The organism is Actibacterium sp. 188UL27-1 (assembly GCF_016901225.1).
Taxonomy (GTDB): domain Bacteria; phylum Pseudomonadota; class Alphaproteobacteria; order Rhodobacterales; family Rhodobacteraceae; genus 188UL27-1.
On the sequence record NZ_JAFEUL010000004.1, the window covers coordinates 231,034 to 256,966 of the forward strand.

General features: G+C 61.0%; 29 protein-coding genes and 2 tRNA genes. 16 read left to right on the top strand and 15 right to left on the bottom strand.

Annotation, left to right across the window (positions count from 1 at the left end; translation table 11 throughout):
- The first annotated feature begins 24 nt into the window (after positions 1 to 24).
- Complete coding sequence (gene lpdA, locus IU397_RS07980; protein WP_204412183.1) at positions 25 to 1,422, top strand: dihydrolipoyl dehydrogenase; 1,398 nt, start codon at positions 25 to 27, stop codon at positions 1,420 to 1,422.
- Positions 1,423 to 1,526: 104 nt separating this feature from the next.
- On the opposite strand, the gene IU397_RS07985 is transcribed toward lpdA, so the two are convergent.
- The 4 genes from IU397_RS07985 to IU397_RS08000 form a co-directional block, all read right to left on the bottom strand.
- Positions 1,527 to 1,925 (bottom strand): hypothetical protein, encoded by a 399-nt coding sequence (locus tag IU397_RS07985; RefSeq protein WP_204412184.1) that lies wholly within the window; start codon positions 1,923 to 1,925, stop codon positions 1,527 to 1,529.
- Positions 1,926 to 2,172: 247 nt separating this feature from the next.
- Positions 2,173 to 2,246: transfer RNA gene (locus IU397_RS07990), tRNA-Gly, on the bottom strand.
- A gap of 94 nt (positions 2,247 to 2,340) precedes the next feature.
- Positions 2,341 to 2,961, bottom strand: a complete 621-nt coding sequence (locus IU397_RS07995; RefSeq protein ID WP_204412185.1) for a hypothetical protein — start codon at positions 2,959 to 2,961, stop codon at positions 2,341 to 2,343.
- Between the two features lie 98 nt (positions 2,962 to 3,059).
- Positions 3,060 to 3,713: an alpha/beta hydrolase gene (locus tag IU397_RS08000; protein WP_204412186.1), complete on the bottom strand. Its 654-nt coding sequence runs from the start codon at positions 3,711 to 3,713 to the stop codon at positions 3,060 to 3,062.
- A 178-nt stretch (positions 3,714 to 3,891) separates the two neighbouring features.
- Here IU397_RS08000 and IU397_RS08005 point away from each other — a divergent pair, with 178 nt between their 5' ends.
- The 15 genes from IU397_RS08005 to IU397_RS08075 all read left to right on the top strand — a co-directional run bounded on the left by IU397_RS08005 (position 3,892) and on the right by IU397_RS08075 (position 16,339).
- Positions 3,892 to 4,350: an Rrf2 family transcriptional regulator gene (locus IU397_RS08005; protein ID WP_204412187.1), complete on the top strand. Its 459-nt coding sequence runs from the start codon at positions 3,892 to 3,894 to the stop codon at positions 4,348 to 4,350.
- 94 nt (positions 4,351 to 4,444) lie between these two features.
- On the top strand, positions 4,445 to 5,605 hold the full coding sequence (locus IU397_RS08010; RefSeq protein WP_204412249.1) for a cysteine desulfurase family protein: 1,161 nt from the start codon (positions 4,445 to 4,447) through the stop codon (positions 5,603 to 5,605).
- Between the two features lie 48 nt (positions 5,606 to 5,653).
- Positions 5,654 to 7,183 (top strand): Fe-S cluster assembly protein SufB, encoded by a 1,530-nt coding sequence (gene sufB, locus IU397_RS08015; RefSeq protein ID WP_204412188.1) that lies wholly within the window; start codon positions 5,654 to 5,656, stop codon positions 7,181 to 7,183.
- Positions 7,184 to 7,527: 344 nt separating this feature from the next.
- Positions 7,528 to 7,839: a heavy metal-binding domain-containing protein gene (locus tag IU397_RS08020; protein ID WP_204412189.1), complete on the top strand. Its 312-nt coding sequence runs from the start codon at positions 7,528 to 7,530 to the stop codon at positions 7,837 to 7,839.
- A 112-nt stretch (positions 7,840 to 7,951) separates the two neighbouring features.
- A complete protein-coding gene (locus IU397_RS08025; RefSeq protein ID WP_204412190.1) occupies positions 7,952 to 8,470 on the top strand; it encodes a hypothetical protein in 519 nt (172 codons plus the stop codon).
- Between the two features lie 3 nt (positions 8,471 to 8,473).
- The gene (locus IU397_RS08030; RefSeq protein WP_204412191.1) at positions 8,474 to 8,947 is read left to right on the top strand and encodes a hypothetical protein; all 474 of its coding nucleotides are present in this window, start codon (positions 8,474 to 8,476) and stop codon (positions 8,945 to 8,947) included.
- Between the two features lie 111 nt (positions 8,948 to 9,058).
- Entirely contained in the window at positions 9,059 to 9,814 is a 756-nt protein-coding gene (sufC, locus tag IU397_RS08035) for a Fe-S cluster assembly ATPase SufC (RefSeq protein ID WP_204412192.1), read from the top strand.
- Complete coding sequence (locus tag IU397_RS08040; RefSeq protein WP_204412193.1) at positions 9,814 to 11,112, top strand: SufD family Fe-S cluster assembly protein; 1,299 nt, start codon at positions 9,814 to 9,816, stop codon at positions 11,110 to 11,112. Before sufC ends, IU397_RS08040 begins: the two co-directional genes overlap by 1 nt.
- Positions 11,113 to 11,115: 3 nt before the next feature.
- A complete protein-coding gene (locus IU397_RS08045) occupies positions 11,116 to 11,601 on the top strand; it encodes a YIP1 family protein (RefSeq protein ID WP_204412194.1) in 486 nt (161 codons plus the stop codon).
- A gap of 24 nt (positions 11,602 to 11,625) precedes the next feature.
- Positions 11,626 to 12,267 (top strand): YIP1 family protein, encoded by a 642-nt coding sequence (locus IU397_RS08050; RefSeq protein ID WP_204412195.1) that lies wholly within the window; start codon positions 11,626 to 11,628, stop codon positions 12,265 to 12,267.
- Positions 12,260 to 13,480: a cysteine desulfurase gene (locus IU397_RS08055; RefSeq protein ID WP_204412196.1), complete on the top strand. Its 1,221-nt coding sequence runs from the start codon at positions 12,260 to 12,262 to the stop codon at positions 13,478 to 13,480. The genes IU397_RS08050 and IU397_RS08055 overlap by 8 nt, the downstream gene beginning before the upstream one ends.
- 236 nt (positions 13,481 to 13,716) lie before the next feature.
- Positions 13,717 to 13,793: transfer RNA gene (locus IU397_RS08060), tRNA-Arg, on the top strand.
- Between the two features lie 290 nt (positions 13,794 to 14,083).
- Positions 14,084 to 14,644, top strand: coding sequence for a dihydrofolate reductase family protein (locus IU397_RS08065; RefSeq protein ID WP_204412197.1), 561 nt, complete (start codon positions 14,084 to 14,086; stop codon positions 14,642 to 14,644).
- Positions 14,645 to 14,646: 2 nt separating this feature from the next.
- Complete coding sequence (locus IU397_RS08070; RefSeq protein WP_204412198.1) at positions 14,647 to 15,195, top strand: TetR/AcrR family transcriptional regulator; 549 nt, start codon at positions 14,647 to 14,649, stop codon at positions 15,193 to 15,195.
- A gap of 220 nt (positions 15,196 to 15,415) precedes the next feature.
- On the top strand, positions 15,416 to 16,339 hold the full coding sequence (locus IU397_RS08075) for a LysR family transcriptional regulator (RefSeq protein WP_204412199.1): 924 nt from the start codon (positions 15,416 to 15,418) through the stop codon (positions 16,337 to 16,339).
- Here IU397_RS08075 and IU397_RS08080 read toward each other — a convergent pair.
- Genes IU397_RS08080 through trbB form a run of 11 tightly spaced genes read right to left on the bottom strand, consistent with a single transcriptional unit; the run spans position 16,290 to position 25,892 of the window.
- Complete coding sequence (locus IU397_RS08080; RefSeq protein ID WP_204412200.1) at positions 16,290 to 16,538, bottom strand: DUF2274 domain-containing protein; 249 nt, start codon at positions 16,536 to 16,538, stop codon at positions 16,290 to 16,292. The two genes, IU397_RS08075 and IU397_RS08080, sit on opposite strands and share 50 nt — an antisense overlap.
- A complete protein-coding gene (locus IU397_RS08085) occupies positions 16,535 to 17,758 on the bottom strand; it encodes a TrbI/VirB10 family protein (protein WP_239479670.1) in 1,224 nt (407 codons plus the stop codon). Before IU397_RS08085 ends, IU397_RS08080 begins: the two co-directional genes overlap by 4 nt.
- 3 nt (positions 17,759 to 17,761) lie before the next feature.
- Positions 17,762 to 18,802 (bottom strand): P-type conjugative transfer protein TrbG, encoded by a 1,041-nt coding sequence (gene trbG, locus IU397_RS08090; protein WP_204412201.1) that lies wholly within the window; start codon positions 18,800 to 18,802, stop codon positions 17,762 to 17,764.
- Entirely contained in the window at positions 18,799 to 19,488 is a 690-nt protein-coding gene (gene trbF, locus IU397_RS08095; RefSeq protein WP_204412251.1) for a conjugal transfer protein TrbF, read from the bottom strand. The genes trbG and trbF overlap by 4 nt, the downstream gene beginning before the upstream one ends.
- Positions 19,482 to 20,771 carry a P-type conjugative transfer protein TrbL gene (trbL, locus tag IU397_RS08100; RefSeq protein ID WP_204412202.1) on the bottom strand — a complete coding sequence of 430 codons (1,290 nt, stop codon included), beginning with the start codon at positions 20,769 to 20,771 and terminating at the stop codon, positions 19,482 to 19,484. Before trbL ends, trbF begins: the two co-directional genes overlap by 7 nt.
- A gap of 3 nt (positions 20,772 to 20,774) precedes the next feature.
- A complete protein-coding gene (gene trbK-alt, locus IU397_RS08105) occupies positions 20,775 to 21,050 on the bottom strand; it encodes a putative entry exclusion protein TrbK-alt (RefSeq protein ID WP_204412203.1) in 276 nt (91 codons plus the stop codon).
- Between the two features lie 6 nt (positions 21,051 to 21,056).
- Positions 21,057 to 21,836, bottom strand: a complete 780-nt coding sequence (gene trbJ, locus IU397_RS08110) for a P-type conjugative transfer protein TrbJ (RefSeq protein WP_204412204.1) — start codon at positions 21,834 to 21,836, stop codon at positions 21,057 to 21,059.
- Complete coding sequence (gene trbE, locus IU397_RS08115; RefSeq protein WP_204412205.1) at positions 21,823 to 24,309, bottom strand: conjugal transfer protein TrbE; 2,487 nt, start codon at positions 24,307 to 24,309, stop codon at positions 21,823 to 21,825. Before trbE ends, trbJ begins: the two co-directional genes overlap by 14 nt.
- A 4-nt stretch (positions 24,310 to 24,313) precedes the next feature.
- Positions 24,314 to 24,583 (bottom strand): VirB3 family type IV secretion system protein, encoded by a 270-nt coding sequence (locus IU397_RS08120; protein ID WP_081533694.1) that lies wholly within the window; start codon positions 24,581 to 24,583, stop codon positions 24,314 to 24,316.
- Positions 24,580 to 24,912, bottom strand: a complete 333-nt coding sequence (locus tag IU397_RS08125; RefSeq protein ID WP_204412206.1) for a TrbC/VirB2 family protein — start codon at positions 24,910 to 24,912, stop codon at positions 24,580 to 24,582. The genes IU397_RS08120 and IU397_RS08125 overlap by 4 nt, the downstream gene beginning before the upstream one ends.
- Positions 24,909 to 25,892, bottom strand: a complete 984-nt coding sequence (gene trbB / locus IU397_RS08130; RefSeq protein WP_239479672.1) for a P-type conjugative transfer ATPase TrbB — start codon at positions 25,890 to 25,892, stop codon at positions 24,909 to 24,911. Before trbB ends, IU397_RS08125 begins: the two co-directional genes overlap by 4 nt.
- Between the last annotated feature and the right edge of the window lie 41 nt (positions 25,893 to 25,933).

The window sequence follows — 25,933 nt, forward strand, 5'->3', positions numbered from 1 at the left end:
CCAATTCTGGTGCAGGAGGCTGGCATGGCTACGCAATCATTCGATATGATCGTCATCGGGGCAGGGCCGGGCGGCTATGTGGCCGCCATCCGCGGTGCACAACTGGGCCTCAATGTCGCTGTGGTCGAACGGGAGCATATGGGCGGCATCTGCCTCAACTGGGGCTGCATCCCGACCAAGGCCATGTTGCGCTCATCAGAGGTGTTCCATCTCATGCACCGCGCCAAGGAATTTGGACTCAAGGCCGAGGGGATCGGCTATGACCTTGATGCCGTCGTCGCTCGCTCCCGCTCAGTCGCCAAACAGTTGAACGGTGGCGTGGGCCATCTGCTCAAGAAAAACAAGGTGACCGCCATCATGGGGGAGGCGACACTGCCCGCCAAGGGCAAGGTCAGCGTCAAGACCGATAAGGGCACCCAGGAACTGACCGCCCCCAACATCATCGTCGCCACCGGGGCTCGGGCCCGCGAATTGCCGGGGCTGGAGGCCGACGGGGAGCAGGTCTGGACTTACAAGGCAGCCCTGACACCGAAACACATGCCCAAGAAGCTGCTGGTCATCGGCTCGGGCGCCATCGGGATCGAATTTGCCAGTTTCTACAACACGCTGGGTGCCGACACGACTGTGGTGGAGGTCATGGACCGGATCCTGCCCGTCGAAGATGCAGAGATCAGCGCCTTCGCCAAGAAGAGCTTCATCAAGCAAGGCATGAAGATCATGGAGAAATCCATGGTCAAGAAACTCGACCGCGCCAAGGGCAAGGTCACCGCCCATATCGAGACCGGCGGTAAGGTTGAGAAGATGGAGTTTGACACTGTCATCTCTGCCGTCGGCATCGTGGCCAACACAGAAAACCTCGGGCTGGAAAAGCTGGGCGCCAGGATCGACCGTTCCTTTGTGGTGACGGATGAATATTGCCGCACCGGGATCGAAGGGCTCTATGTCATCGGCGACGCCACAAACGGCCCTTGGCTCGCTCACAAGGCCAGCCATGAAGGCGTCATGGTGGCCGAACTGATCGCAGGCAAAAACAACGTCCATCCGGTCAAGCCAGAAGCCATCGCGGGTTGCACCTACTGCCACCCGCAGGTCGCCAGTGTGGGCCTGACCGAAGCCAAAGCGAAAGAGCAGGGTCGTCAGATCAAGGTCGGTCGCTTCCCCTTCATGGGCAATGGCAAGGCAATCGCCCTGGGCGAACCCGACGGCATGATAAAAACCGTCTTCGACGCCAAAACAGGCGAACTGCTGGGCGCTCATATGATCGGCGCCGAAGTGACCGAGTTGATCCAAGGCTACGTCGTGGGCCAAAAGCTGGAAACGACTGAAGAGGATCTGATGGAAACCGTCTTTCCGCATCCTACGCTCAGCGAAATGATGCACGAAAGTGTCCTGGACGCCTATGACCGCGTCATCCACATTTAGCATGCTAAGTGCGGGTCCGGTTTTACCAACGCTATAGTTGGGCTGAAGGGAATTGCTTTGGTTCGGCTGGTGAGGGGATGGAAATCCTCTCTACGATCAGAAACTCAATTCTGCCTATACCGCCTTGGTATGCGCTTAAACAACACAAGCGAAAGGAAGCCCCAAAAACCGATCGGTTTTATGTTATTTGCCTCAGCCGCGGCGGCAAAGTCTTCTTCCGTCAACTCGATCCGTTCGATCTTGGCAAATGGGGTATCTGCCACAGCCTGATATACAGCCTTTTCCGCGTGGTCGAAATCGTTGACGGTAAATCCAAAGTTAACCTCACCAGATCCGATTTCGGCGCCCGCCCATTCACCCAAATTGGCTGCCTTCAAAGCGTGTTCAATATGAGCCATGGCCGAATTGCGAAAGTCCAATGCTCCCGGACTCCAAGCGCTCCGGTCAGTAAAATCGGGGATCTCGGCAATCTTGTAGTATATCTCGATGGATTTGTCGGTCATGGCCCGCTCGTATTGGTGAAAAATAGCTTTCGATAAGCGTGACGGTTTCGGAAGTCATTTTTGTGTCTACCGTAGAGCATTTCGCGGAAGCCCGGCCGCTATGTTCGGCGTCGCCGCCTGCCCAAGACCACGAGGTGATCCCACCCCTGGGGTTAACGGAATGTGGATCCTGCGCACAAATCGTATGCATGGTTTGTGCATCGGATGTGTATGATATGTGCGCCGCTGTTTTGGGCAGCGATGGGCGTGGAGCGGGTAGCGGGAATCGAACCCGCGCGTTCAGCTTGGGAAGCTGACAGGCTACCATTACATCATACCCGCGCGGACGTGGTGGTAGTGGTTTGATCGGAGGAAGACAAGCCCGGCCTGATCCGCAGGCATTGGCGCGAATGGTGTTCAAGCGCGTTGGGCGACCCTAATCGTCGTCAGATCCTTCGATCAGGGCATCAATCATCGACAGATGATCGCCGCGCAAGGCACGCGCTTCGGCTTTGGCTTTTTCGGCACGTTTTTCGGCTTCCTCCGCTTCGGCAGCGAGGCGTCGCGCCTGCATCAGGGCGCGAACGGGATCCTTTGACTGTGCGTCAGGATCAAATGCGGTTTCCTCTTCTGCAGCCGGTTCAGTGTCATTCGGTTTCGCGTCAGACGGGGCATCCATGGCCTGCTCGGGATCAGGCTCCGGCATCGGTGCGATATCCGCCTCGTCATCCTCTTCGACCTCAGCGGCGGCGGCGAGCAGAATGGCAGTTTCGTCAATGGGCTGGGGGGCCATGGGTTGCGGTGGCAGCGGTGTCGGATGAAAGGATCTGGCCGGGGCAGGGCGCAGGCCGTGCTTGGCCATATGTTCTGCCACGAGGGCCTGACCCCGGGCCGCTGCGCGGTGAAGCCGGACCATGGTCTGATAGGCTTCCTGCAAGGTTGGGGACATGTCGCCGATGCTTTTGGAGACGTCATCTACGATGGTGTCGTCACTGTCCCGCTCAGCCGCAATCGCATTGATGGCCAGATCATTGGCCAGGTTTTCAAGAACGCTCATATGGTTATCCCGTCACCAGAACCCACCCAAACGGATGGCCCGAAGCCGTGTTTTAGTGGTCAAACAGCCCGCAGGGGGCTTGTTCAACACCAATGTGGCTATCGTGTGGTCTCGGTCAACCGTCGCTGCACATAGTCGGTCACATGTTCCACCATCGTATCCATGAAGGGGTCTTCAAAGAAATGGCCAGATCCCTCGATTTCCGTATGGGTGATGGTGATGCCCTTTTGCTCATGCAGTTTGCCGACAAGCGATTGCGTGTCGCGCGGCGGCGCCACACGGTCTGCCGTGCCATTGATGATCAGACCAGAGGATGGGCAGGGCGCAAGGAACGAAAAGTCATACATGTTGGCGGGCGGGGATGCCGAGATGAACCCCGTGATCTCGGGCCGCCGCATCAGCAGTTGCATCCCGATCCAGGCGCCAAAGCTGAAACCGGCCACCCAGCAATGTTTGGCATTCTGGTTCATGGATTGCAGGTAATCCAAGGCGGAGGCCGCATCCGACAGCTCACCGATCCCCTGGTCGTATTCGCCTTGGGACCGCCCGACACCGCGGAAATTGAACCGCAGCACCGTGAACCCCATGTTGTAAAAGGCGTAATGCAGCGCATAGACGACGCGATTGTTCATCGTGCCGCCGAATTGCGGATGCGGGTGCAACACGATTGCGATGGGGGAGTCTTTCTCTTTCTGCGGGTGGTAGCGTCCTTCCAGCCGGCCGTCGGGGCCTGGGAATATCACTTCGGGCATATCTGCCTCTCTTTTGGTCAGGCGGGTCCTGGCGGCGGTTGACGGGTGACCCGGGGCAATCTAGAACTATTCTAAATCCGGCTGATATGACGGATAGAGTGGCAGGCAGTTAAGCGCTCCGGCCTGTATCGTCAATGGTTTGTCACGGGTTCTGGGCAGGCGTTGCAGGGAGGTTGCCATGAAACTAAGCACCAAGGGACGCTATGCCATGGTTGCGCTCTCTGACATTGCCCTGGCTCAAGCGGATGGTCTGGTGAATTTGACCGAAATCTCGAAGCGTCAGGATATTTCGTTGCCCTATCTGGAGCAGCTCTTTGTCAAGCTGCGGCGGGCAAACCTGGTCGAAAGCGTGCGCGGGCCCGGCGGCGGCTACAAGCTGGCGCGCCCCCCGAGCGAGATCAGGGTCAGCGAGATCCTGGCCGCCGTGGACGAGACCGTAAGCGCGCTGCATACCGGGGCGGGGGCCAAGGGTGCCGTTTCAGGCAGCCGGGCGCAGTCGATGACCAACCGATTGTGGGAGGGGCTGAGCGCCCATGTTTACGTGTTTTTGCATCAGACGCGATTATCGGATGTGATCGGCAATGAGTTGACGCCGTGCCCTGCTGTACCGTCGCTGTTCGAGATGGTGGACGAATGAGAGAGTTGGTCCCGTGGAGAGGCTGGGGGTTTTCCACCCCCAGACCCCCGGAGAGTATTTTTATCAATAAGAAAGCGGGATTGGACCTTTGACCCTGGCACGCGCTTATCTGGACTGGAACGCGACAGCGCCGCTGCGACCAGAGGCGCGCGACGCGATGATTGCCGCCATGGATGTTGTGGGAAATCCGTCGAGCGTTCATGCCGAGGGTCGGGCCGCTAAGGCAATTGTCGAGCGGGCGCGGGGGCAGGTTGCCGAAGCGCTTGGAGCCGATGCGAGCCAGTTGGTATTTGTCGCGAGTGCAACCGAAGCGGCGGCATTGGTCCGAGGATTGGTACGACCGCAGATCGATTTTCGCGATGAACCAAGAAAATTTATTGTCAGCGCGGTCGAGCATGACGCGGTCTATGCCCATAAAGGCGACGCTCCGGAAATTCGGGTGGATGGGTCTGGGATTTGCGATTTGGCATCCTCTGCCGCGGCGGAAACGGATCTATTCGCGTGTACCCAAGGCGATCATGTCTTTGCCATGCAGGCGGCGAATAGCGAAACCGGGGTTTTGCAGGATGTTTTGGAGAATATCGGCATCCTGAGGTCGTTTGGCGGCGGGCAGAGTTTCTTGCTTTGTGATGCCACGCAGATTTTCGGGAAGATGCCGTGGTCGTTTGCGTGGTCAGAGGCTGATTTGGCGATGGCATCGGCCCATAAGGTCGGCGGACCAAAGGGTGTTGGCGTGCTTGCGTTGCGGTCTGGGGTGGATGTTGTCGCTCAGATCGCTGGCGGTGGGCAGGAGATGGGGCGGCGTTCAGGTACGGAGAATGTAATCGGGATCGCAGGTTTCGGAGCTGCGGTAGAGGCGGCGGCGCGGGACTTGGCCGATGGTGTCTGGGAACGGGTGGCCCAACTTAGAAATATTCTAGAAATAAGTCTGGACGCCGCCGAAAAGGATATTATTTTTGTCGGGAAAGATGCGGCACGACTCCCGAACACCTCCTGTTTCGCGGTTCCCGGATGGAAAGGTGAGACGCAAGTAATGCAGATGGATCTGGCGGGTTTTGCGGTGTCGGCAGGGTCAGCCTGTTCCAGCGGTAAGGTCAAACCCAGCCGGGTGTTGCGGGCCATGGGATATGACGAGGTCACTGCGGCAAGCGCCATTCGCGTGTCACTTGGCCCGACGACGACGGAAGATGAGGTGCTGCGGTTCGCCGATGCGTGGATCGCGGCATACAGACGGCACAAGGCGCGAGCCGCATGAACAGAAACGTGCAAGTTATCGGATTTGCTCAGATAAAGGGAGACGGACATGGTTGCTTTGGACACGAACGCCGATCTTGAAGTCCGGGAAGGTGTGGACCGCGAAACGGTCGAGACCGTCCAAAATATGGGCACATACAAGTATGGCTGGGAAACCGAGATCGAGATGGAGTTCGCGCCCAAGGGCCTGAATGAAGACATCGTTCGTCTGATCAGCGAGAAAAACAAAGAGCCGCAATGGATGCTCGATTGGCGGCTGGCAGCCTACAGGCGCTGGACCGAGATGGAGGAACCAGAATGGGCGATGGTCGATTATCCCAAGATCGACTACCAGGAGCAGTATTACTATGCCTCGCCCAAGAGCATGGCAGAAAAGCCCAAATCGTTGGATGAGGTCGACCCCAAGCTGCTGGAAACCTACAAGAAACTTGGCATCCCTCTGAAAGAACAGATGATCCTGGCCGGTGTCGAAGGGGCCGAGGATATGCCTGCTGAAGGTCGCAAGGTCGCTGTGGATGCCGTGTTCGACAGTGTTTCGGTCGGCACGACATTTCAGGCGGAGTTGAAAAAGGCGGGCGTGATCTTTTGTTCGATCTCGGAGGCCATTCAGGAGCATCCCGATCTGGTGAAGCAATATCTGGGGACGGTCGTGCCGGCCTCGGACAACTACTTTGCCACGCTCAATTCGGCGGTCTTTTCCGATGGGTCGTTTGTCTATATTCCGCCCGGCGTGCGCTGCCCGATGGAGTTGAGCACCTATTTCCGGATCAATGCGGAAAATACGGGGCAGTTTGAGCGGACGTTGATCATCGCCGACAAAGAGGCCTATGTCAGTTATCTGGAAGGCTGCACGGCGCCGATGCGCGACACAAACCAGTTGCACGCCGCGGTGGTTGAGCTGGTGCTGCTGGACGATGCCGAGATCAAGTATTCCACTGTCCAAAACTGGTTCCCCGGCGACGAGAACGGGGTGGGCGGTATCTATAATTTTGTGACAAAACGGGCCGATTGCCGGGGGGACCGGGCCAAGGTGATGTGGACGCAGGTTGAGACCGGCTCGGCCGTGACTTGGAAATACCCGTCCTGCATTTTGCGGGGCGAGGAGAGCCAGGGTGAGTTTTATTCCATCGCCATAGCCAACAACTATCAGCAGGCTGATACGGGCACCAAGATGGTGCATCTGGGCAAAAACACCAAGTCGCGGATCGTCAGCAAAGGCATCAGCGCGGGCAAGGCCCAGAACACCTATCGCGGGCTGGTTTCGATGCACCCAAAGGCCAAAGACAGCCGGAACTACACGCAATGCGATAGCCTGCTGATCGGTGATCAGTGCGGGGCGCATACGGTGCCGTATATTGAGGTGAAGAACAATTCCTCCCGCGTGGAGCATGAGGCGACGACCAGCAAAGTGGATGACGATCAACTCTTTTACTGCCGCCAACGCGGCATGGACGAGGAAGAGGCGGTTGCCCTCGTCGTCAACGGCTTTTGCAAAGAGGTGCTGCAAGCGCTGCCCATGGAGTTCGCCATGGAAGCCCAACAACTTGTCGCGATCTCATTAGAAGGCAGCGTGGGTTAACATGATCAATTGGCCCAAACGGAGTGAGGTTATTGCAGGTGTTCTGTTAGCGTCTAGCTGGACCTTTCCAGGCCTGATAGTCCTGCTGTCTCTCCAGTTGACAACTGGTGGCAATATTGCAGGATTACTATTGGTTCCGTGGGCTATGATTGGACTATGGGCTCTCTGCATGTGGCACTCCTTCAAGTCGACAACTCAAGATGGTGGGACCTAGCGTTTGGCAAAAAATGGTCCTGGCCTCCATTGGCTCAACGGGGATGGTATTTTGCACCAACGATAGGGACCGCGGTTCATCGAGTATCGAGGGTTAGTAAAAAGCAGTGTCACCTTGGGGTAATTCGAAGATGATCGTGACGACGACACCGACGATTGAGGGAAAGGCCATCCGGTCTTACCACGGGGTGGTCGTGGGAGAGGCCATTCTTGGGGCGAATGTCTTTCGGGATATCTTCGCGGGGATCACCGACATCATTGGTGGTCGATCCTCGGCCTATGAAGCCAGCCTCGGTGAGGCGCGCGAGACGGCTTTGCGTGAGTTGGAGGAGCGGGCCGTCGCCGCGGGGGCCAATGCAGTGGTGGGTGTCGATCTGGATTACGAAGTGATCAACAACATACTCATGGTTTCGGCCTCGGGCACGGCGGTAAAGGTCGGCTGAGCCGTGATACTGCAAGTGATATATCCTTTGCGTTGCGGTCGCGCTGTTTTCGCGCTCTTGCCGTTTTGTCGCCGCATTACGGCGGCAGATTGTTCGACGTTAGGGGACAATGATGGGATCGCGTCGGGATATGGATCACCGGTTTGCAGAACGGATCAAACGGATCGAAGGCGGGACGCAGTGGGAGCCCGACGGCGTGCTGTTGCCCGACCGGTCGGTAGATCGCAAAAAACGCTCGAAAAAAGGCGAAGTGGCCAGCAACGCGGCCTATCCGCTGTCCATCGTGCTGGCCTTTGTGCTGGGCATGCTGACCGTTTTGATCGCCCGTTATGTGCGGTTCCAGATGTTTGGCATGCCGGGCGGCGGCGGAGATGTTTTGGCCGATCACCTGTTCATGGATGCGGCCATGTCATCATGCATCGGCTTTCTGATCCGCATGGTAACCAATATGAAATCGCCGATACATATGTCGGCAAAGGGTTTTGGGATCACAGCAGGTGTGCTGACCATGCATATGGCCGTGCACCGGATGCCAGACCTGTTCGAACGGTTGTTCAGCCCCGATTGGGTCTACCAGGTGATCGCGACGACCGAGCCCAACGGATTTTTGTTCTTCACCCTTGGCGGCTGATCCGTGCCCGAGCCGGATTTCGACTTTCAACAACGCGTCAAGCGGATCGTCGGGACAGAGGCGCTCAAGCCCGCCATCGCATCAAAACGGACCAGGGCAGGGCCGCTGGATTATCTTGGGACGCTGGCACACGCCCTGCGGCTGCCGTTTGCCTTTGTGATTGGAATGGCGGCGGGATTTGCGACACGGTGCGCCGGGTTCCACTACGGCGCGCCAAGCATTTTCTTTGGTGCGGGCAGCGGTCAGGTGTCGCTGTTTGCATCCGACATCCCGCTCGCGTTCTTCTTTGGACTGGCTTTCGCCGCGATCTTTCGCATGACCGGTTTCCTGGCGATCATTGTCCAGGTGACCGGGTTGGTCTTTTTCATCCTGGCCGAGGCGAGCCTGGCCGATCAGTTCCCATGGCTTTGGGAAAACGCGTTCTCACGCCGCTACATGCTGTCGATGACATCGGCATTTGGAGCACTGGCCCGGTAGCAAGGCTTGCTTTGGGGGCCGCGCGCTCCTTTCACCATATCTGTCAACGAACCGCGTTCAGCCATCCCCGTATGCGGGCTGTGGCAGCGCACCATTCTCAACGAGGGCACCATGCTTGAGATCAAGAACCTTCATGTGAAGCTGGAAGAAGAAGACAAGGCGATCCTGAAAGGGGTAAACCTGACAGTGGAGGCGGGCAAGGTCCATGCGATCATGGGGCCCAATGGCTCTGGCAAATCGACCCTGTCCTATGTGATGTCCGGCCGGGACGGGTATGAGGTGACCGATGGAACCGCCGCTTTGGGGGGCGAAGATATCCTGGATATGGATCCAGAAGAGCGCGCCGCGGCCGGTCTGTTTCTGGCGTTTCAATATCCGGTTGAGATCCCCGGTGTGGGCAATATGACCTTCCTGCGCACGGCATTGAATGCCCAACGCAAGGCCCGCGGCGAAGATGAAATGAGCGCCGCTGATTTTCTGAAACTGGTCCGTGCCAAGGCCAAGGACCTAAAGATTGATGCCGATATGCTTAAGCGTCCAGTCAATGTGGGTTTCTCGGGCGGGGAGAAAAAGCGCAACGAGATCCTGCAGATGGCCATGTTGGAACCTAAGATGTGCATTCTGGACGAGACGGATTCGGGGCTGGACGTCGATGCAATGAAGCTGGTCAGCGATGGCGTGAATGCCTTGCGCGACGAGGGGCGGTCTTTCCTGGTGATCACCCACTACCAGCGCCTGTTGGATCATATCAAACCGGATGTCGTACATATCATGGCTGACGGCCGCATTGTGAAATCGGGCGGGCCCGATCTGGCGCTGGAAGTCGAAAACAATGGGTATGCCGACATTCTTGCGGAGGTTGCGTGATGGGCGCCTTGAAACAGGTGAGTCAGGCAAAAACCAACGCGACCGAGGAGCGGTTAGCCAGGCTGACGCTGCCGCAGGGGGCCGGTTGGGCGACCGAAGCGCGTGAGGGGGCGTTGGCCCGCCTGCGGGCGATGGGTTTGCCGGGGCGTCGGGACGAATACTGGCGTTACACTAGACCGGATACCTTGGTGCAGCCATCGGCGCCCGAGGCAGCGTTGTTCCACAATGATGAAGGGCCGTTGTTCGACACCATTGATCGCGTCAAGCTGGTTTTTGTCGATGGCGTCTTTGACCCAGACCTTTCCGACGATCCGGCCCTCGGCGGGGTGGAGATTGAACGGCTGAGCGATGCAAGCCAGGCAGACATTCACTGGTCCAAGGATTTGTATGGTGTGCTTGAAACAGACGGTCAGTCCCATGTGGATCGCCCCTTTGCTGCGATGAACACGGCCTTTGCCGGCGATGGCATCGTCATCCGCGCAACCGGCAAGGCGGAGAAGCCGGTAAACCTCGTTTACCTTCATAAATCAGTGAGTTCTGATGCGATCCTCCACCATGTTGTCCGCGTGGAAAGCGGCGCTGAATTGACCATGCTGGAGACAGGCCCAGCCGCGGCCCGGTTCAACAAATGCATGGAGGTGGACGTGGCTGCCGGTGGCACTTTCCACCACATCCGTGCCCAGGGTCGTGACCATGAACGCCGGGCCGTCACCCATATTTTCGCCCGGTTGGCAGAAAAATCCGTGTTCAAGTCATTCACGATGACAGCCAATGGTGTGCTGACGCGGAACGAGGCCGTGATCGACATAACTGGCGATGATGCTGTGGCCCATATCGCCGGCGCCGCATTGGGTGATGGCGACTTCTTGCATGACGACACCGTGTTCATCACCCATGATGCCGTTGGATGCGAAAGCCGCCAGGTGTTCAAGAAAGTGCTGCGCAATGGCGCTGTCGGAGTGTTCCAGGGCAAGATCCTTGTCAAACAGGGCGCGCAAAAGACCGACGGCTACCAGATCAGTCAATCACTGCTGTTGGATGATGACAGCCAGTTCCTCGCCAAACCGGAATTGGAAATCTATGCCGATGATGTCGCGTGTTCCCATGGCTCAACATCTGGCGCAATTGATGAGGAGGGGCTATTCTACTTGCGCTCCCGCGGCATCCCCGAAGGTCCGGCGACAGATCTGATGGTGCTCGCCTTCCTGGCTGAGGCGATCGAAGAGATCGATGATCAGGAGATCGCCGCCGACATCACCGACCGTCTGGAAAGCTGGCTGGCGCGTCGGCGCGGGTAAGCAATGGCTGTCACGACAGAGATCCTAAGGACATATCGGGCGCCGCGTGCGGTCATGCGGCGCCTGCTCAGTGATGGGCCACGCGAAGATCGCGCCATCGCCTTTGTGATGGCGGCCTGTTTCGTGATCTTCATCGGCCAATGGCCCCTTGCCAGCCGTTTGGCGTTCGAAGAGCCCGACATCCCATTGCAGGCCCGTCTCAGCAGCGCGCTTTTGGTTTGGGTTTTTGCAATGCCGATTTTCTTTTACGGTCTGGCGGGTCTCAGCCATCTGATCGCCAAGGTAGTGGGCGGGCAGGGCAGCTACTACCGCGCGCGGGTGGCCCTGTTTTGGACATTGCTGGTGATATCGCCGCTGATGCTGTTGCGGGGATTGGTCGCGGGGTTCATCGGGGCAGGGCCGGAGTTGACAGCGACCGATATCGCGGTGACCCTTGCATTCTTCACGCTTTGGTTCATATCGCTCAGCGAAGCAGAGCGCGGCACCTGAATTCCCGCGCGTCAGGACACATCCATGGCAGAAACCACGTTTTCAGTCCCTGATTTGGTGCGCCGTTCGTTTACGGATGCGCGCGGCGCCGCGCGTCAGGTCATCGATCTGAACCTTCCCATCGCCGCCTTGGCCCAGGCACTGGTTCTGGTCGTGATCGCAAATGTTCTGCTGGAGCATGTCGCGGTCAGCATGGGAGGTGGTTTCCCAACCCTTCCTGAGGCCAATGATCCACGCACCGAAGCGGGCTATCAACTGGTCAAGACGTTCTATGACAACCCGTTTTACTATGCCCTAGTACAGGCCTGTTTACTTGGGATCACGGTCTTCGCAATCCACGTCATCGGGCGGGCCTTTGACGGTGTTGGCCGGTTGGAAGACGCGCTTGGCGTCATCGTCTGGTTCCAGGTCCTGCTGATCATCATGCAGGCGCTCCAGGCGGTCACGGATCTCATCCTGCCGCCATTGACCGTCTTCGTCAGCTTTGCGACGGTAATTTTGTTTTTCTATTGGCTCACCCAGTTCGTCATGGAAGTCCACAGTTTCGACTCCGCATTGTCTGTTCTGACCATGATCATCGTCTCCACCATCGGCATTCTGATTGCCGTGTCCCTGGTATTGGCGATCCTGGGTGTGACCATGATCGGAGATGTACCCAATGTATGATGTGACCCTGATCCGGAACGACTTTCCGATCCTCTCGCGTGAGGTCAACGGCAAGCCGCTGACCTATCTCGATAGCGGAGCGTCCGCGCAAAAGCCCCAGGTCGTGATCGATGCGATCACCCAGGCCTACGCCCAGGAATACTCGAACGTTCACCGCGGGTTACATTACCTAAGCAACCTTGCAACTGAGAAATATGAGGGCGTGCGCAGCACCATCGCGCGGTTCCTCGGCGTGCGTGATGAGGATGAGATCGTATTTACCAGCGGCACGACCGAGGCCATCAACATGGTTGCCTATGGGTGGGCCATGCCTCGGTTTGAAGCCGGGGACGAGATTATCCTGAGCGTGATGGAGCACCACGCCAACATTGTGCCGTGGCACTTCCTGCGCGAGCGCCAGGGGGTCGTCCTGAAATGGGTCGATGTCGACGTGAACGGCGATCTGGACCCTCAAGCCGTGCTGAACGCGATCACCCCAAAGACGAAGCTGATAGCCGTGACCCATATGTCCAACGTGTTGGGTACCGTGGTTGATATCGCGGCGATCACGGCGGGCGCGGAAGAGCAGGGGGTCGCTGTGCTGGTTGATGGCAGTCAGGCCGCGGTCCATATGCCGCTAGATCTGGATACGCTGGGTGCGGATTTTTACGCGGTAACCGGTCACAAACTCTATGGTCCCTCAGGGTCCGGTGCGGTGCATATCCGCAAGGACCGCATGGCCGAGATGCAGCCGTTCATTGGCGGCGGTGACATGATCCGCGAGGTTCACAAGGACAGCGTGATCTACAACGATCCGCCGATGAAGTTTGAGGCGGGAACCCCTGGGATCGTTCAACAAATCGGTCTTGGTGTTGCGCTTGACTACATGATGGCCCACGGGATGGATGCGATCGCTGCCCATGAGCGCGACCTCTGCGGGTATGCGCGCACACGGCTGGACGGGCTGAATTGGCTGACGGTTCAGGGCAATTCAAAGACCAAGGGCGCGATCTTCAGTTTTACGCTGGACGGTGCGGCCCATGCCCATGACATTTCCACGGTCCTCGACAAAAAGGGAGTGGCTGTCCGCGCCGGTCAACACTGTGCAGGCCCCTTGATGGATCATCTGGGCCTTGCCGCGACCTGCCGCGCGTCATTCGCCATGTATAACACTCGGGACGAGGTCGACGTGCTGATCGATGCACTTGAACTGTGCCACGAACTCTTCTCGTGACCCCCAGGCCAATTGTCGATTGCGGGCCGCATAACCACCCGCTATACGACGCGTTAGGCACCCGTAGCTCAGCTGGATAGAGCGCCGCCCTCCGAAGGCGGATGTCAAGTCTGGCGATCGCGAAAGGTGCTGGAAGAAAGACTTGACTAAACAACGGCTTGAGCGGATGTCGGGTTCGCTCTTCAAGAGGCCGAAAATCTCGCGTAAGCATGGCGTAAGCATCTCGCGAACGGTATGCACCCGTAGCTCAGCTGGATAGAGCGCCGCCCTCCGAAGGCGGAGGCCAGAGGTTCGAATCCTCTCGGGTGCGCCACTTTTTTTCAACAAGATCAGTTCCTTAGAAATTTCTGTTCAGCAGGAAATGGTGCTTACGTCGTGCTTACGTGGCCATTTCGCGGAAGCAAGTGGCTTACTCGACCACGTTGAACGTCCACCGGCCCTTTCAATCATGTTGCGCTTTCGGACTTGAATCTCATGTCTCCCAGCTGTCCCCACCCGAGGGCGCTTAAGTCCCCTTGCAGTTCCGTCCGGCCAAACCGATGCTTGAGCAACGCTACTATACGGCGTATAGTAAGTGATCGTACTTGCTAAAAGATCGTGCCAATGCCGACCCCCAACCGCCCCTCTGGCCACATCAATATGGCGATGACGCTCGACGGGTTCGTCGCGCGTGACGATCATTCGCTCGACTGGCTAATGAAGCAGCCCAACGCCGAGGATCCGTCTTTCGCCGAGTTCTCCGCGCGCATGGACGTGATTGTCATGGGGTCAGGCTCTCTACGGACAGTGATGGGCTTCGAGCCCTGGCCCTACGAGCTACCGGTGATCGTGCTGTCGCGCTCAATGACGACGGATGACCTACCGGAGGCCCTGCGCGAGAAGGTCGAGATCCGGACGGACTCCCCTCAGGATCTTATGGCGGTACTGCACGAACGGGGCGTGCGGCGGGTTTACGTCGACGGGGGGGCGGTGATTCAGTCGTTCCTGGCCGAGGGGCTGATCGACGAGTTCAATGTCGCGATCGTTCCAATCCTTATCGGTTCCGGCATCCGCATCTTCGGCGACATAAATGCGGATATCGACCTGAAGCAGAAGTCCGTGCAGCGCTACGACAACGGCATCGTGCGACTTACTTACACAACGGCCGAAGGGACTGGCGGATAACTATGACGTCCCTCCGCAAAGCACGTGGATCGCTGACGCAAGAGCGCGTACTCGACGTGGCGCTCGCGGGGCTGCGTCGCCGCGGCGCGGCAGGGCTGAGCTTTCGCGCTCTCGCGGCGGCTCTGGACGTCACACCGATGGCGGTGCACCATTGCGTCGGCAGCCGCGCTGAGATGCTGCGCCTGCTCTTTGCTCATACAATGGGTGCCCCGGTCGATGGGCTATCGGACGGACCGCCTGCCGAGCGCCTGCGCGCTCTGATGACGGCCTATTGTGCACGAGCAGTCGCCTATGCGCCGCTCCTACGCGAGGCGTTTGCTGATCCCGACCTTGCGGGAGGGCCGCAGACGCCCATCGTTGCGGCCTTGCGACAAGAACTGGCCGCGCTCAATCAAGCGGATAGCCCATTGCTCGATCTGCTAATTGATCATGCCCATGGCTTCGCGCTTTCCATATCGGCTCAACCAGCAAAGTTGAAACATGTCGAGGAGGCTTATGCCGAGGCTCTCGATTGGGTGATCCGGCGGGCCGTGGTCGTGGAGGGCAAGTGAAACGTCCCGCTTTCTTCGCCGCAATGAATCAGCAATCCCCTCGAAGTGATTATCGAACTGGAGAGCAGATCGCGCCGGACAGTATTAATGTGTTGGTTTTGCTGCAACGCGCAACGAGCGAAACAGGCCAGGTTCCGCAGGCAGGAGTCGAACTTCAATGCTTGGCTCGTCTGTCTTCATAATGAGGGAGAAAGGTAACCACGAGGGATTGACGCTCCCTGTGTCGGACATCGATCTCGCTCGCGTGGAAGTTTTGCAGCTTATCAGCTTCCTCACTGTCGCTGAGGCTGGGAGCTTCCGACAAGGTGCATTCAAGCTGGAAGTTGGACAATCGACGGTCAGTCGCCGGATGCAACGTCTCGAAGATCATCTTGGAGTCTCGCTCTTCGAGCGCCGCACCAACGGCGTGCGATTGACCTTTGCTGGAAAGCGCTTCTCAGCTCGTGGCCGCGCGGTCCTCGCCGATCTTGCGAGCGCAGTGGACACCGCCCGGGCCGGTGGCATAGCGGGCAATGGAGATCTAGCGGTCGGATTGATCACCTCCTTGTCGCGCGGCCCGGTTCGCGCGCTGATCAATCGGTTCAGAGCGGAACACGGAGACGTGGATCTTCATCTCACGGAGGCCGACAGAGGCGAACTCCTTTCATTGCTGTGCCACCGACGTATGGACGTGGTGCTAGCATCGGGTGAACCGAGCCCAGAAGATGGCGATGGCTTGCTCTTTGCCCGTGAACGGATCTTCCTCGCGGTCGCTTCCGACCACCGTTGGGCCGAATTAGATCAGCTGCGGTGGGAAGACGTTCGAAAAGCAACCTACGTCGTAAGCGCCCGCGAGCCTGGCCCGGAGATCCACGACTATATTTTGCGCCGGGTTAGCGATCTCGGTCGCAGCGCTAATGTCAGACGTCACCGTCTCGGTCGGGAGGGTATTATGAACCTCGTTGGACTCGGTCTTGGTGTCAGCCTCGTTGCCGACCATTGGCGAGGGGTACAGTACCCAAACGTGACCTTCGTGCCTATCGGCGAGGCGTACGAGACGATCCCGTTTTCGCTCGTGTGGCGTCCCGAGAATGACAACCCCGCCTTGCGCCGGTTCATCTCTCTGGCGCGGATCGAGGCGAAGCGGAACGGCGTTCTCTCCTGAGCTTCGCAAAGCCCCGATCCGTCTTCATGAAGCGCTCCAGCATCGGCGCGACCAGTTTTGCGGGTTCAAGCTCCTGCCCATTCTCCGCGCCAAGGATCTCCGCATAAGCGGTCAAATCGCGATGTACCTGCGCCGGTAGTTCTACGGTTAGCTTGATCGGCTTGTCGTCGCGTATGTCGCCCAGTTTCAGCTTGCTCATTGGGCAACTCCTTGTGGTTCGAGGATCAGATCGTGCGTAACCATCACCCGCACGGGAAATCCTGGTCGGATCGTCAGCGTCGGCGGGATATTGAGCTGGCGCTGGACGATGGCTTCGCCCGCGCGCCCAATCGTGTTCTGCGTGCCGTCGCGAATGGCCTCGGCAATCTCATCGCCGCCTTCTTCACCAGTCTCCAATCCGATATTGAGGATGGTCGCAAGACCCGCGGCCCGAAACAGCCTTCCCCAGTGATTGTCAACACTGTCTTCGAGGCCTGCATATCCGGCTTGATCGGTGCCGGGCTGGCGTTCGAGGACGATGGAGCGCCCGTCGGGCAGGATCAGCCGCGTCCATGCCAAAAGGACGCGCCGCTGACCGGTCTCGACGCGGCTGTCATATTCGCCGAGCAGACGCGATCCTTGCGGCATCAGCAGGAACTGCCCTGTTGGGCTGTCATAGACGTTGGCTGTGACCTGCGCTGTGATCTGCCCCGGAAGGTCGGAGCGCAGCCCGGTCAGGAGCGCGGCTTCGATGACTGATCCTGCTTGCAGGACGTAGGGACTTGGTGGGGATTGCAGCCGGTCCGCAGCGGTTGTCCTTCGGTCGACCTCGCGATCCAGAAATGCCTCCTGACGTTCAGTCGTGTCGGGTTGCGGAGACGTACCGGCAGATGCTGGAAAAAGACCTTGCAGCCCAGGCGCCGGAGATGTTCCGGATACTGACTGTGGGCGCGCAGCACCCGCGCCGCTCGTCCTCGCGTCTGCAAAGAGCGTTGCGAGCCGCGCGGCTTCGGCCTCTTGCAAGCGCAGTTGCTCTTCCGGATTGATCGCTGGACCCGTCGCTGGGACGACAGGCACGGGCTCACCCCGCCTCTGAGCAGACAGGACCGGACGCCCCAGTTCACCCGGTAGCGGTGGCCCGAGTTGTGGGATGGACGCATAGTCCCGCGGCAGCCCTAAAAGCCCCTCGGCCTCCTGGATTCGTTCGGTCGAGAAGAGTTCAGAAGGCTCATCGCCTGGATCTGAGCCTTGCAAGGCCACGATCAGGATCGCGCCGATGCCGAGCCCGCCTGCGACTGCGAGCACCGTGATGGCTTTGCGCGAGAGACGCATGACCCGCGGAGGATCGGGCCGCAGTCGCAGTTCCTTGGCGATGTCCTGTTCTGAGCGCGGCGGGTCGTCGGGGCGTTCGTCCGGTTGCTTATCATGGATCCCGGTCATGACTCAGCGGCCCTCATCGGGACGCCAGGCGGAGACGATCCGTTCCTCGCGTTGTGCCGAGCGCCGGACGCCATCCGTTCGGACGATCCTAACCACGCGCTGGCGATCGCCCAGACGCAGCTCGGCGGCGGCGAAGAGCCGATCAACGATCATGTAGTTGCGGCGGATGCGGTAATTGACGAGTTGGCCGTCCCCTTCCGGCCCGATCACGAAGAGCGGCGGCATCTCGCCCTGGCCGATCCCGCGCGGGAACTCGATGAAGACTTGCCGTCCATCGTCGAAGGCGCGGCGCGGCCGCCAGGGCGCGCGGTCGCCGGTGATACGGTAGCGGAAGTTTAGGTCGTCGAGATCGACGTTGCGCCCGATCGGAAGGCTCGCTTCCGCGCGATCGTTTTGGCGGCGGAGCGCGATCAACTCGTCTTCGGGATATTGCCACGAGACCGAGGCCATATAGGCCTGCGGCGTCGCGCGCAGTTCGAGGTGATAGGTGCGCCGGTCTGTGTTGATGACCAGATTGGTTAGAAGGTCGGGCCGTGTCGGCTTCACGAGCACATGGATGCGGCGGTTATCGCCGGAGCCGCTCTCGGTGTCGCCGATGATCCAACGGGCCGTGTCGCCTGCGGCGATCGGACCGCTCCCGACAAGGCTCTCGCCTGCCTGTAACGCGATGTCCGTGACCTGGCCGGGAGAGGTGTAGACCTGATAAAGCGCGCCAGAGCTGTAGGGGTAGAGCTGGACCGCGTTGATGAAGCCGTCGCGGACGGGTTCGATCCGGGCGGCGGCGTTGGCGTTGGTCACGCGCTCGGTCGGTTCCGCGGCTTCTGCCGGCCGATCGTCGGCATCGACCCGCATGAGCTGGCCCGGCAGCGGCAAAGGCTCTGGTGTTTCCACGATCCTGACTGGCCTTGGCGGTTCGGCAACGAGTGTCGCGACAACGGGATTGTCATAGCTGATCTCGGGTGGTTTGAAGGTAGCACAGCCGCTGAGCGCTGCTGCCGCTGCCATCGTTGTCAATAAGCGTGTCGAGCAAACGAAGTTTGTCATTGGGCGTTCTCCCGTGACCAGTTGATGGCGTGAACGAAGACGCCGAGGGGGTTCTTGCGGAGGCGGTCGGCATCGCGGGGCGGTTGGATGACGACGCTGAGGATGCCGGTCCAGCGTTCGGTGTCGGAGAGCTGGCCGTTCACGTAGCGGCGTTCGGTCCAGGCGACGCGGAAGCTGGAATCGGATGCCCGGATGACGCTGGAAATCTCGGCGGTGACCTGAACCTCGCCGACGCGGGCGAAGGGGTCGTTCTCGCGCGCGAAATCGTTGAGCGCGACAGAGCCGCGATCGGTGGTGAAGTCGTATGCACGCAGCCAGTTCTGCCGGAGCACGATCGGGTCGGCGGGAACCTGACGGACGTTCTCGATGAAGCGCGCGAGGTGGAAGGCGATCTGCGGATCGGTCGGGTGGTAGTTCGCGGTCGCGGGCGCGACGGCCTGGGCCGCGCCGAGCCGGTCGACTTCGACCACGTAGGGCACGATCGTGCCCTGGGTCGATTGCCAGACCAGCGCGAGGCCGAAGGTCGCCGTCGTCACGAGACAGCCGATGGCCATGAGCCGCCAGTTGCGGGCCTGGACGCGGGCCGAGCCCATGCGCTCATCCCAGACCTGTGCGGCTTTCTGGTAGGGGGTCACCGGTTCTGGAGTCTTGGCGTATCGCACGCTGGGTCGCTTGAATCTCATGATCTCTCCGAAAGGCTGATGGCCGTACCCGCGCCGCCGCCATCGCCGGAGCGGATGGCGTGAGCAGCGACGGCGGTGCCGTGCTGAAGGCTTTGTTGTCGTTTCATGCGGCGCGCCCAGGCGGGCGGGCCGTCATTGGCGGGCGTCGGCATGGAAGACGGGGAATTGCTGAACTTGCCGCCCGTAGCTTCGAAGGCGGCACGCGAGCCCGAGCGATAGCTATCGCCGACGGCGCGCTTCAGCGGGCTGACGGCAGTCGACATCCCGGCCTGACCGACCGCGGCTATGCCACTCGCGGCTTTCCCGGCGGTCGATGTGCCTGAGGCCGCGCCAATCTTGAAGGCGGTCGACGCGCCACCGGCGACGGCAGACCCGCCGCGCAGCGCGGCTCCACCGGCGGCCCCGGCCATCTTGGCACCCGCAAGGCCGCCCGCGACCACGCCGCCCGCTGCGAGGCCGGCTCCGACCGCCGCGCCTGCTCCAAGCTGCGGTCCGCCCGAGACGATGCCGTTGGCGATGCCGGGGCCGAAGATGCCAAGCGCGAGCAGCGACAGCGCAGCGAGGACAACGGCCATCGCATCCTCGATGGTCGGTTCGCCGGTGAACCCAGCGGTGAACTCGCCGAAGATGGTCGAACCGATCCCGACGATAACGGCGAGCACCAGCACTTTGACACCCGAGGAGATTACGAGTCCGAGCACGCGCTCGGCCATGAAGGCGGTCTTGTTGAAGAGCCCGAAGGGCACGAGGATGAAGCCCGCGAGCGTGGCCAGCTTGAACTCGATCAGCGTGACGAAGAGTTGGATCGCGAGGATGAAGAAGGACAGCAGAACCACGATCCAGGCGAAGAGCAGGATCGAGATCTGGATGAAGTTCTCGAAGAAGGAAACGAACCCCATCAGGTCGGCGACGGATTCGAGAATGGGCTGCCCAGCTTCCAGCCCGACGGCGGCGATGCGGCCCGGCTGCAGGAGCTCGCCCGCGCCGATTGCTCCGCCTGTGGCGACAAGCCCGAGGCCCGCGAAGCTCTCGAAGACGATGCGCGCGAGCGTGTTCCAGTTGCTGATGATGTAGGCGAACACGCCCACAAAGAGCGTTTTCTTCACGAGCCGCCCGATGATGTCGTCGTCTGCGCCCCAGGCCCAGAAGAGCGCCGCGAGCGTGACGTCGATCACGATGAGCGTCGTGGCGAGGAAGGCGACATCGCCGCCGAGCAGGCCGAACCCGCTGTCGATATAGGTCGTGAAGACCTCCAAGAACCGATCGATGACGCCGACGCCGTCCATGGCCTAGTCCGTTTCCGGATCGTTGGCGGATGTGCCGAAGAAGCGGCGGCGGTTCTCCTCCCAGGCGGCCTGACACTCGGTGTCGGCTTGCAGCGCTTCCGGAGTGAGCGTGCGGCAGCGCTGCAAGGTTTCGCGCAACGGATCGTCCGAGACCACGGCGGGTCGCTCCATCCGTTCCACTTCCAACGCGCGCTGGAGTTCCATCGCCGCCATGAGTGCGGCTACAGCGCCCATGGCGATCGCGATCCCCTTCAGCGTGGTCTCGGCGGTCAGCTTCATCGCGGCCTACCGGAACATCCGCACGGTCGTCGGCTCGTAGCCGGAGCCGTAATCGAGGAAGCGCGTGAGGTTCTCGCGCGCTTGCGCTTCGGCCGTCGCGACGCGCGCGGCTTCGAGCGATTGCGCGCGGTTCTGCGCAGCGATGGCGGCGGTCAGGTCGGAGATCTGTTGGCTCTGTAGAGCGAGAAGCTGATTGCCGGCCTGGGTCGCCTGCAAGGCGCCGGTGGCGGCCTGGCTGCGACCCACGAGCGCCTGCATCTCGGCGCGGGCCGTCTCGATATTGCCGACGACGCCGGCCTGGACCTTGAGCGCATCCTCGAACCCGGCGACCGACGTGCGCCAGCGATCCTGCGCACCCGCGATCATGTCGTCGAAATCGCCCCGTGCGGCAGCGGCGCCGTAATCCTGCGTGAAGGCCTGGTCGATCGTCGCCACATCATGGGCGATGCGTTGCGCCTGACCCAGAAGTTGCTGGGTCTGCTGCACCGAAGACTGTAGCCGCGACAGCGAAGAATACGGCAGGCTCGCGAGATTGCGGGCTTGGTTCACCAGCATCTGCGCCTCGTTCTGGAGCTGCGCGATCTGGTTGTTGATCTGCTCCAGCGTTCGGGCGGCGGTCAGCAGGTTCTCGGCATGGTTGGTTGGGTCATAGACGATCCCGCCGAACCCGCCGCCGAAGAACGCGTGGGCGGGCGGCGCAGTCGCGGGGGTCATCGCGACCGCGCTCGACAGCAACAGGGCTGCAGCGGCGCGGCCCGCCAGTTTACGTGTGTTAGTCTTGAACATCAGTTGTCTCCTCGTCGTTGGCTTCTGGGGTTGCGGATGGGGTGGCCTCGATCGCTTCGTCCGAAGGTCCAAGCAGCTCGGTTGCCCAGCCAAGATCGCGCCGGGCGAGCCAGGCGGCGGCGAAGCCGTCGCGCCCATGCTCTTCGAGGATCGCGTCGATGGCGGCGTGGTCGGATTTCGAGGAGGCCGCGGTAAAGGCGAGCGCGACCTCGCCCAGCCCGAGCGCGAACAGCCGGTTGCCGCGGCGCGACTGGCAGTAATAGTCGCGCTTGGGCGTTGCCCGCGCGACGATCTCGATCTGCCGGTCGTTGAGACCAAAGCTGCGATAGGTGGCGGCGATCTGGGGCTCGAAGGCGCGTTCGTTCGGCAAGAAGATGCGTGTCGGGCAGCTCTCGACGATGGCGGGTGCGATGTCGGACCCGTCGATGTCGGCGAGCGATTGGGTGGCGAAGATGACGGAGGCGTTCTTCTTGCGGAGCGTCTTCAGCCATTCGCGCAGTTGCGAGCCGAAGGTGGAGTCGTCGAGCGCGAGCCAGCCCTCGTCGACGATGATGAGGCTCGGTCGCCCGTCGAGCCGCGCTTCGATCCGGTGGAAGAGGTAAGCGAGAACGGCAGGCGCGGCGGCGGATCCGATCAACCCCTCGGTCTCGAAGGCCTGGAAGTCGGCCGTGCCGAGCGCCTCGCTTTCCGCGTCGAGCAAGCGGCCGAACGGACCGCTGAGGCAGAATGGGGCCAGCGCGCGTTTCAAATCGTTCGATTGCAGCAGGATCGAGAGGCCCGTCAGCGTGCGCTCTTCGATCGGGGCCGAAGCCAGCGAGGTCAGCGCCGACCAGAGATGGTCTCGCGCCACCGGGTCGATGGTGACGCCTTCGCGGGCGAGCAGCCCAGCGAGCCAGTCCTGTGCCCAGCTGCGTTCCGCCGGATCGTCGATGTGGGCGAGCGGTTGGAGTTGGACCGCATCGTCTTCGTCGGACAGGGCGAGGCCGAGATCTTCCCAATCCCCACCGCAAGCCAGTGTCGCGCAGCGGATCGAGCCGCCGAAATCGAAGGCGAAGATCTGGGCGCCGTCATAGCGCCGGAATTGCAGCGCCATGAGCGCCAGCAGGACGGATTTGCCCGCGCCGGTTGGCCCGACCATGAGTGTGTGGCCGACATCGCCGACATGGGTGGAGAAGCGGAACGGTGTCGCGCCCTGCGTCTCGGCATAGAAGAGCGGCGGACCGTCCAGATGATCGTTGCGCTGAGGCCCCGCCCAGACCGCCGATATCGGGATCATATGCGCGAGATTGAGCGTAGAGATCGGTGGCTGCCGGACATTGGCATAGAGGTGCCCGGGCAGCGAGCCGAGCCAGGCTTCGATCGCGTTCAGCGTTTCGGGAATGCAGGTGAAGTCGCGGCCCTGCACGACCTTCTCGGCGAGCTTGATCTTGGCGTCAGCCGCGCGTTCGTCCGCGTCCCAAACTGTGATCGTCGCGGTGACATAGGCCGCGCCGACGATGTCGCTCCCGAGTTCTTGCAAGGCTTCGTCCGCATCGAGCGCTTTGTTGTCCGCATCTGAATCCAGAAGCGTCGAGGCTTCGTTGGTCATCACCTCCTTGAGGATCGCTGCGACCGATTTGCGCTTGGCGAACCATTGGCGGCGGATGCGGGTGAAAAGCTTGGTCGCGTCGGTCTTGTCGAGACAGATGGCGCGTGTTGCCCAGCGATACTCGAACGCTTGCGCGTTGAGTTCATCGAGCAGACCCGGCCAGGTCGAAGTTGGGAAGCCAACGATGGAGAGCGTGCGCAGATGCGTGTCGCCGAGGCGCGGCGCGAGACCCCCGACCAATGCTTCGTCGGCGAGATAGGCGTCGAGATGCATCGGCGTCTCGGGCACGCGGACGGTCTGCCGCCGCGTCGAGATCGTCGAATGCAGGTAAGTGAGCTTGTCCGCGTCGTTGAGCCAGGCGGCTTCCGGCATGAAGCCTTCAAAGAGGTCGAGCAGTCGATCCGTGCGAGAGCGGAACGCGGCGAGATGCTCGCGTGGGTTCGCGCCCTTGCTTGGGGCGTCCTCAAAGAGCCATCCGCTCGCGCGGCTCGTGTCATCGGCGGGTGGCATCCAGGTCAGCGTCAGGAAATAGCGGCTCTCATAGTGGGATGACGCTTCCTCGAATTGCGCGCGGCGCTCGGCATCGACCAGCGCAGACACCGGATCGGGAAATTCCGACAGCGGATACTCGCGCGCCGGGATGCGCTGTGCTTCGATGAACACCGCCCATCGCGATCCCAGGCGTCGCAAGGCACTGTTGAGCCGAGCTGCGGTCGAGACCAGTTCAGAAGGCGTCGCGGAGTCGAGGTCCGGTCCCCGGAAGGTTGCCGTCCGCTGGAAACTGCCATCCTTGTTGAGGATGACGCCGTCAGCAATCAGCGCGGCCCAAGGCAGGAAATCCGACAGCAGCGCGGCTTTGGAACGGTATTCGGCGAGGCGCATCATTGGGTCACACCCCCATCCAAGTCGGATAACGGAGGTGACGGCGCGCGACGTCGGCGATCTGCGCGTCGCGCTTGGCGGCATAGACGGCGAGCATGTGGCCGATGGCCCAGAGAGCGAGCCCGACCAGCCAGAGCCGGAGGCCCAGACCCACGGCGGCCGCTATTGTGCCGTTGGCAATCGCGATGGTGCGCGGCGCGCCACCCAAAAGGATCGGCTCGGTCAGCGCGCGATGCACGGGCGCGGTGAAGCCGGGGATGTCGGTCGGATCGCTCATACGAGGACGCCGCCTCCGAAGGAGAAGAATGACAGGAAGAAGCTCGACGCCGCGAATGCGATCGACAGACCGAAGACGATCTGCACAAGCCGGCGCGCACCACCGGACGTGTCGCCAAACGCGAGCGTCAAGCCGGTGATGATGATGATCATGACCGCGACGATCTTGGCGACAGGCCCTTCGATCGATTCAAGGATCGCTTGCAGCGGCGCTTCCCAGGGCATGCCGGACCCCGCGGCCTCGGCCTGTCCTGCGGCGAGGAGGAAGCCGAACGCGAGGGCGGACGCGTAAAGCGGTGCGCGGGGATAGAGTTGGAGGGTTCGGGTCATGTGGCGGGTCCTTTCGGGGTAGTGAGAAGGGAGTGGAGCGCGTAGTCGCCGGTGTCGGTGAGCCTTATAACGCGTGTGAGGTCCGCGAGGCGGCGATCGCTGCCGCGTCCTTCCAGGATTGCGAGCACGTCGATGGTCTCCGCGATCAGTGCCCGCGGGACGGTGACGACGGCTTCCTGAATGAGCTGTTCGAGGCGTCGCAGCGCACCGATGGCCGAGCCTGCGTGGATGGTGCCGATCCCGCCGGGATGGCCGGTGCCCCAGGCTTTGAGCAGATCGAGGGCTTCAAACCCGCGCACCTCGCCGATTGGGATTCGATCCGGGCGCAGGCGCAGGGAAGAACGAACGAGATCGGAGAGCGTCGCGACGCCGTCCTTGGTGCGCAGCGCGACCAGATTGGGCGTCGTGCATTGTAGCTCGCGGATGTCTTCGATGAGGACCACGCGGTCGGCGGTTTTGGCGACTTCGGCGAGCAGTGCGTTGGTGAGCGTGGTCTTGCCCGTCGATGTGCCGCCGGCGACGAGGATGTTGGAGCGGGACACAACGGCTTCGCGAAGTGCGTCGGCGGCAGCGGCGTCCATGATCCCGGTGCGGACATAATCGTCGAGCGTGAAGACGGCGATGGCGGGCTTGCGGATGGCGAAGGTTGGGGCCGCGACGACCGGAGGGAGCAATCCCTCGAAGCGTTCACCCGTTCCAGGCAACTCGGCCGAGACGCGCGGCGCCTCGGCGTGGACCTCCGCTCCCACATGATGGGCGACCAAGCGGACAATCCGCTCGCCATCGTCGGCGGTCAGCGTCGCGCCCGTATCGCAGAGGCCGTCACCGAGCCGGTCGACCCACAGGCGACCGCAGGGATTGAGCATCACCTCGATGACGGCGTCCTCGTCGAGCCACTCTGCGATATCGGCGCCAAGCGCCGTGCGGAGCATGCGGGAACCGCGCTCGATCGCTGCTGATTTAAGAGTGTGGACGGTCATTCGCGGCCCCGCATCTGGTTACGGGGTCGATCAAGAATACC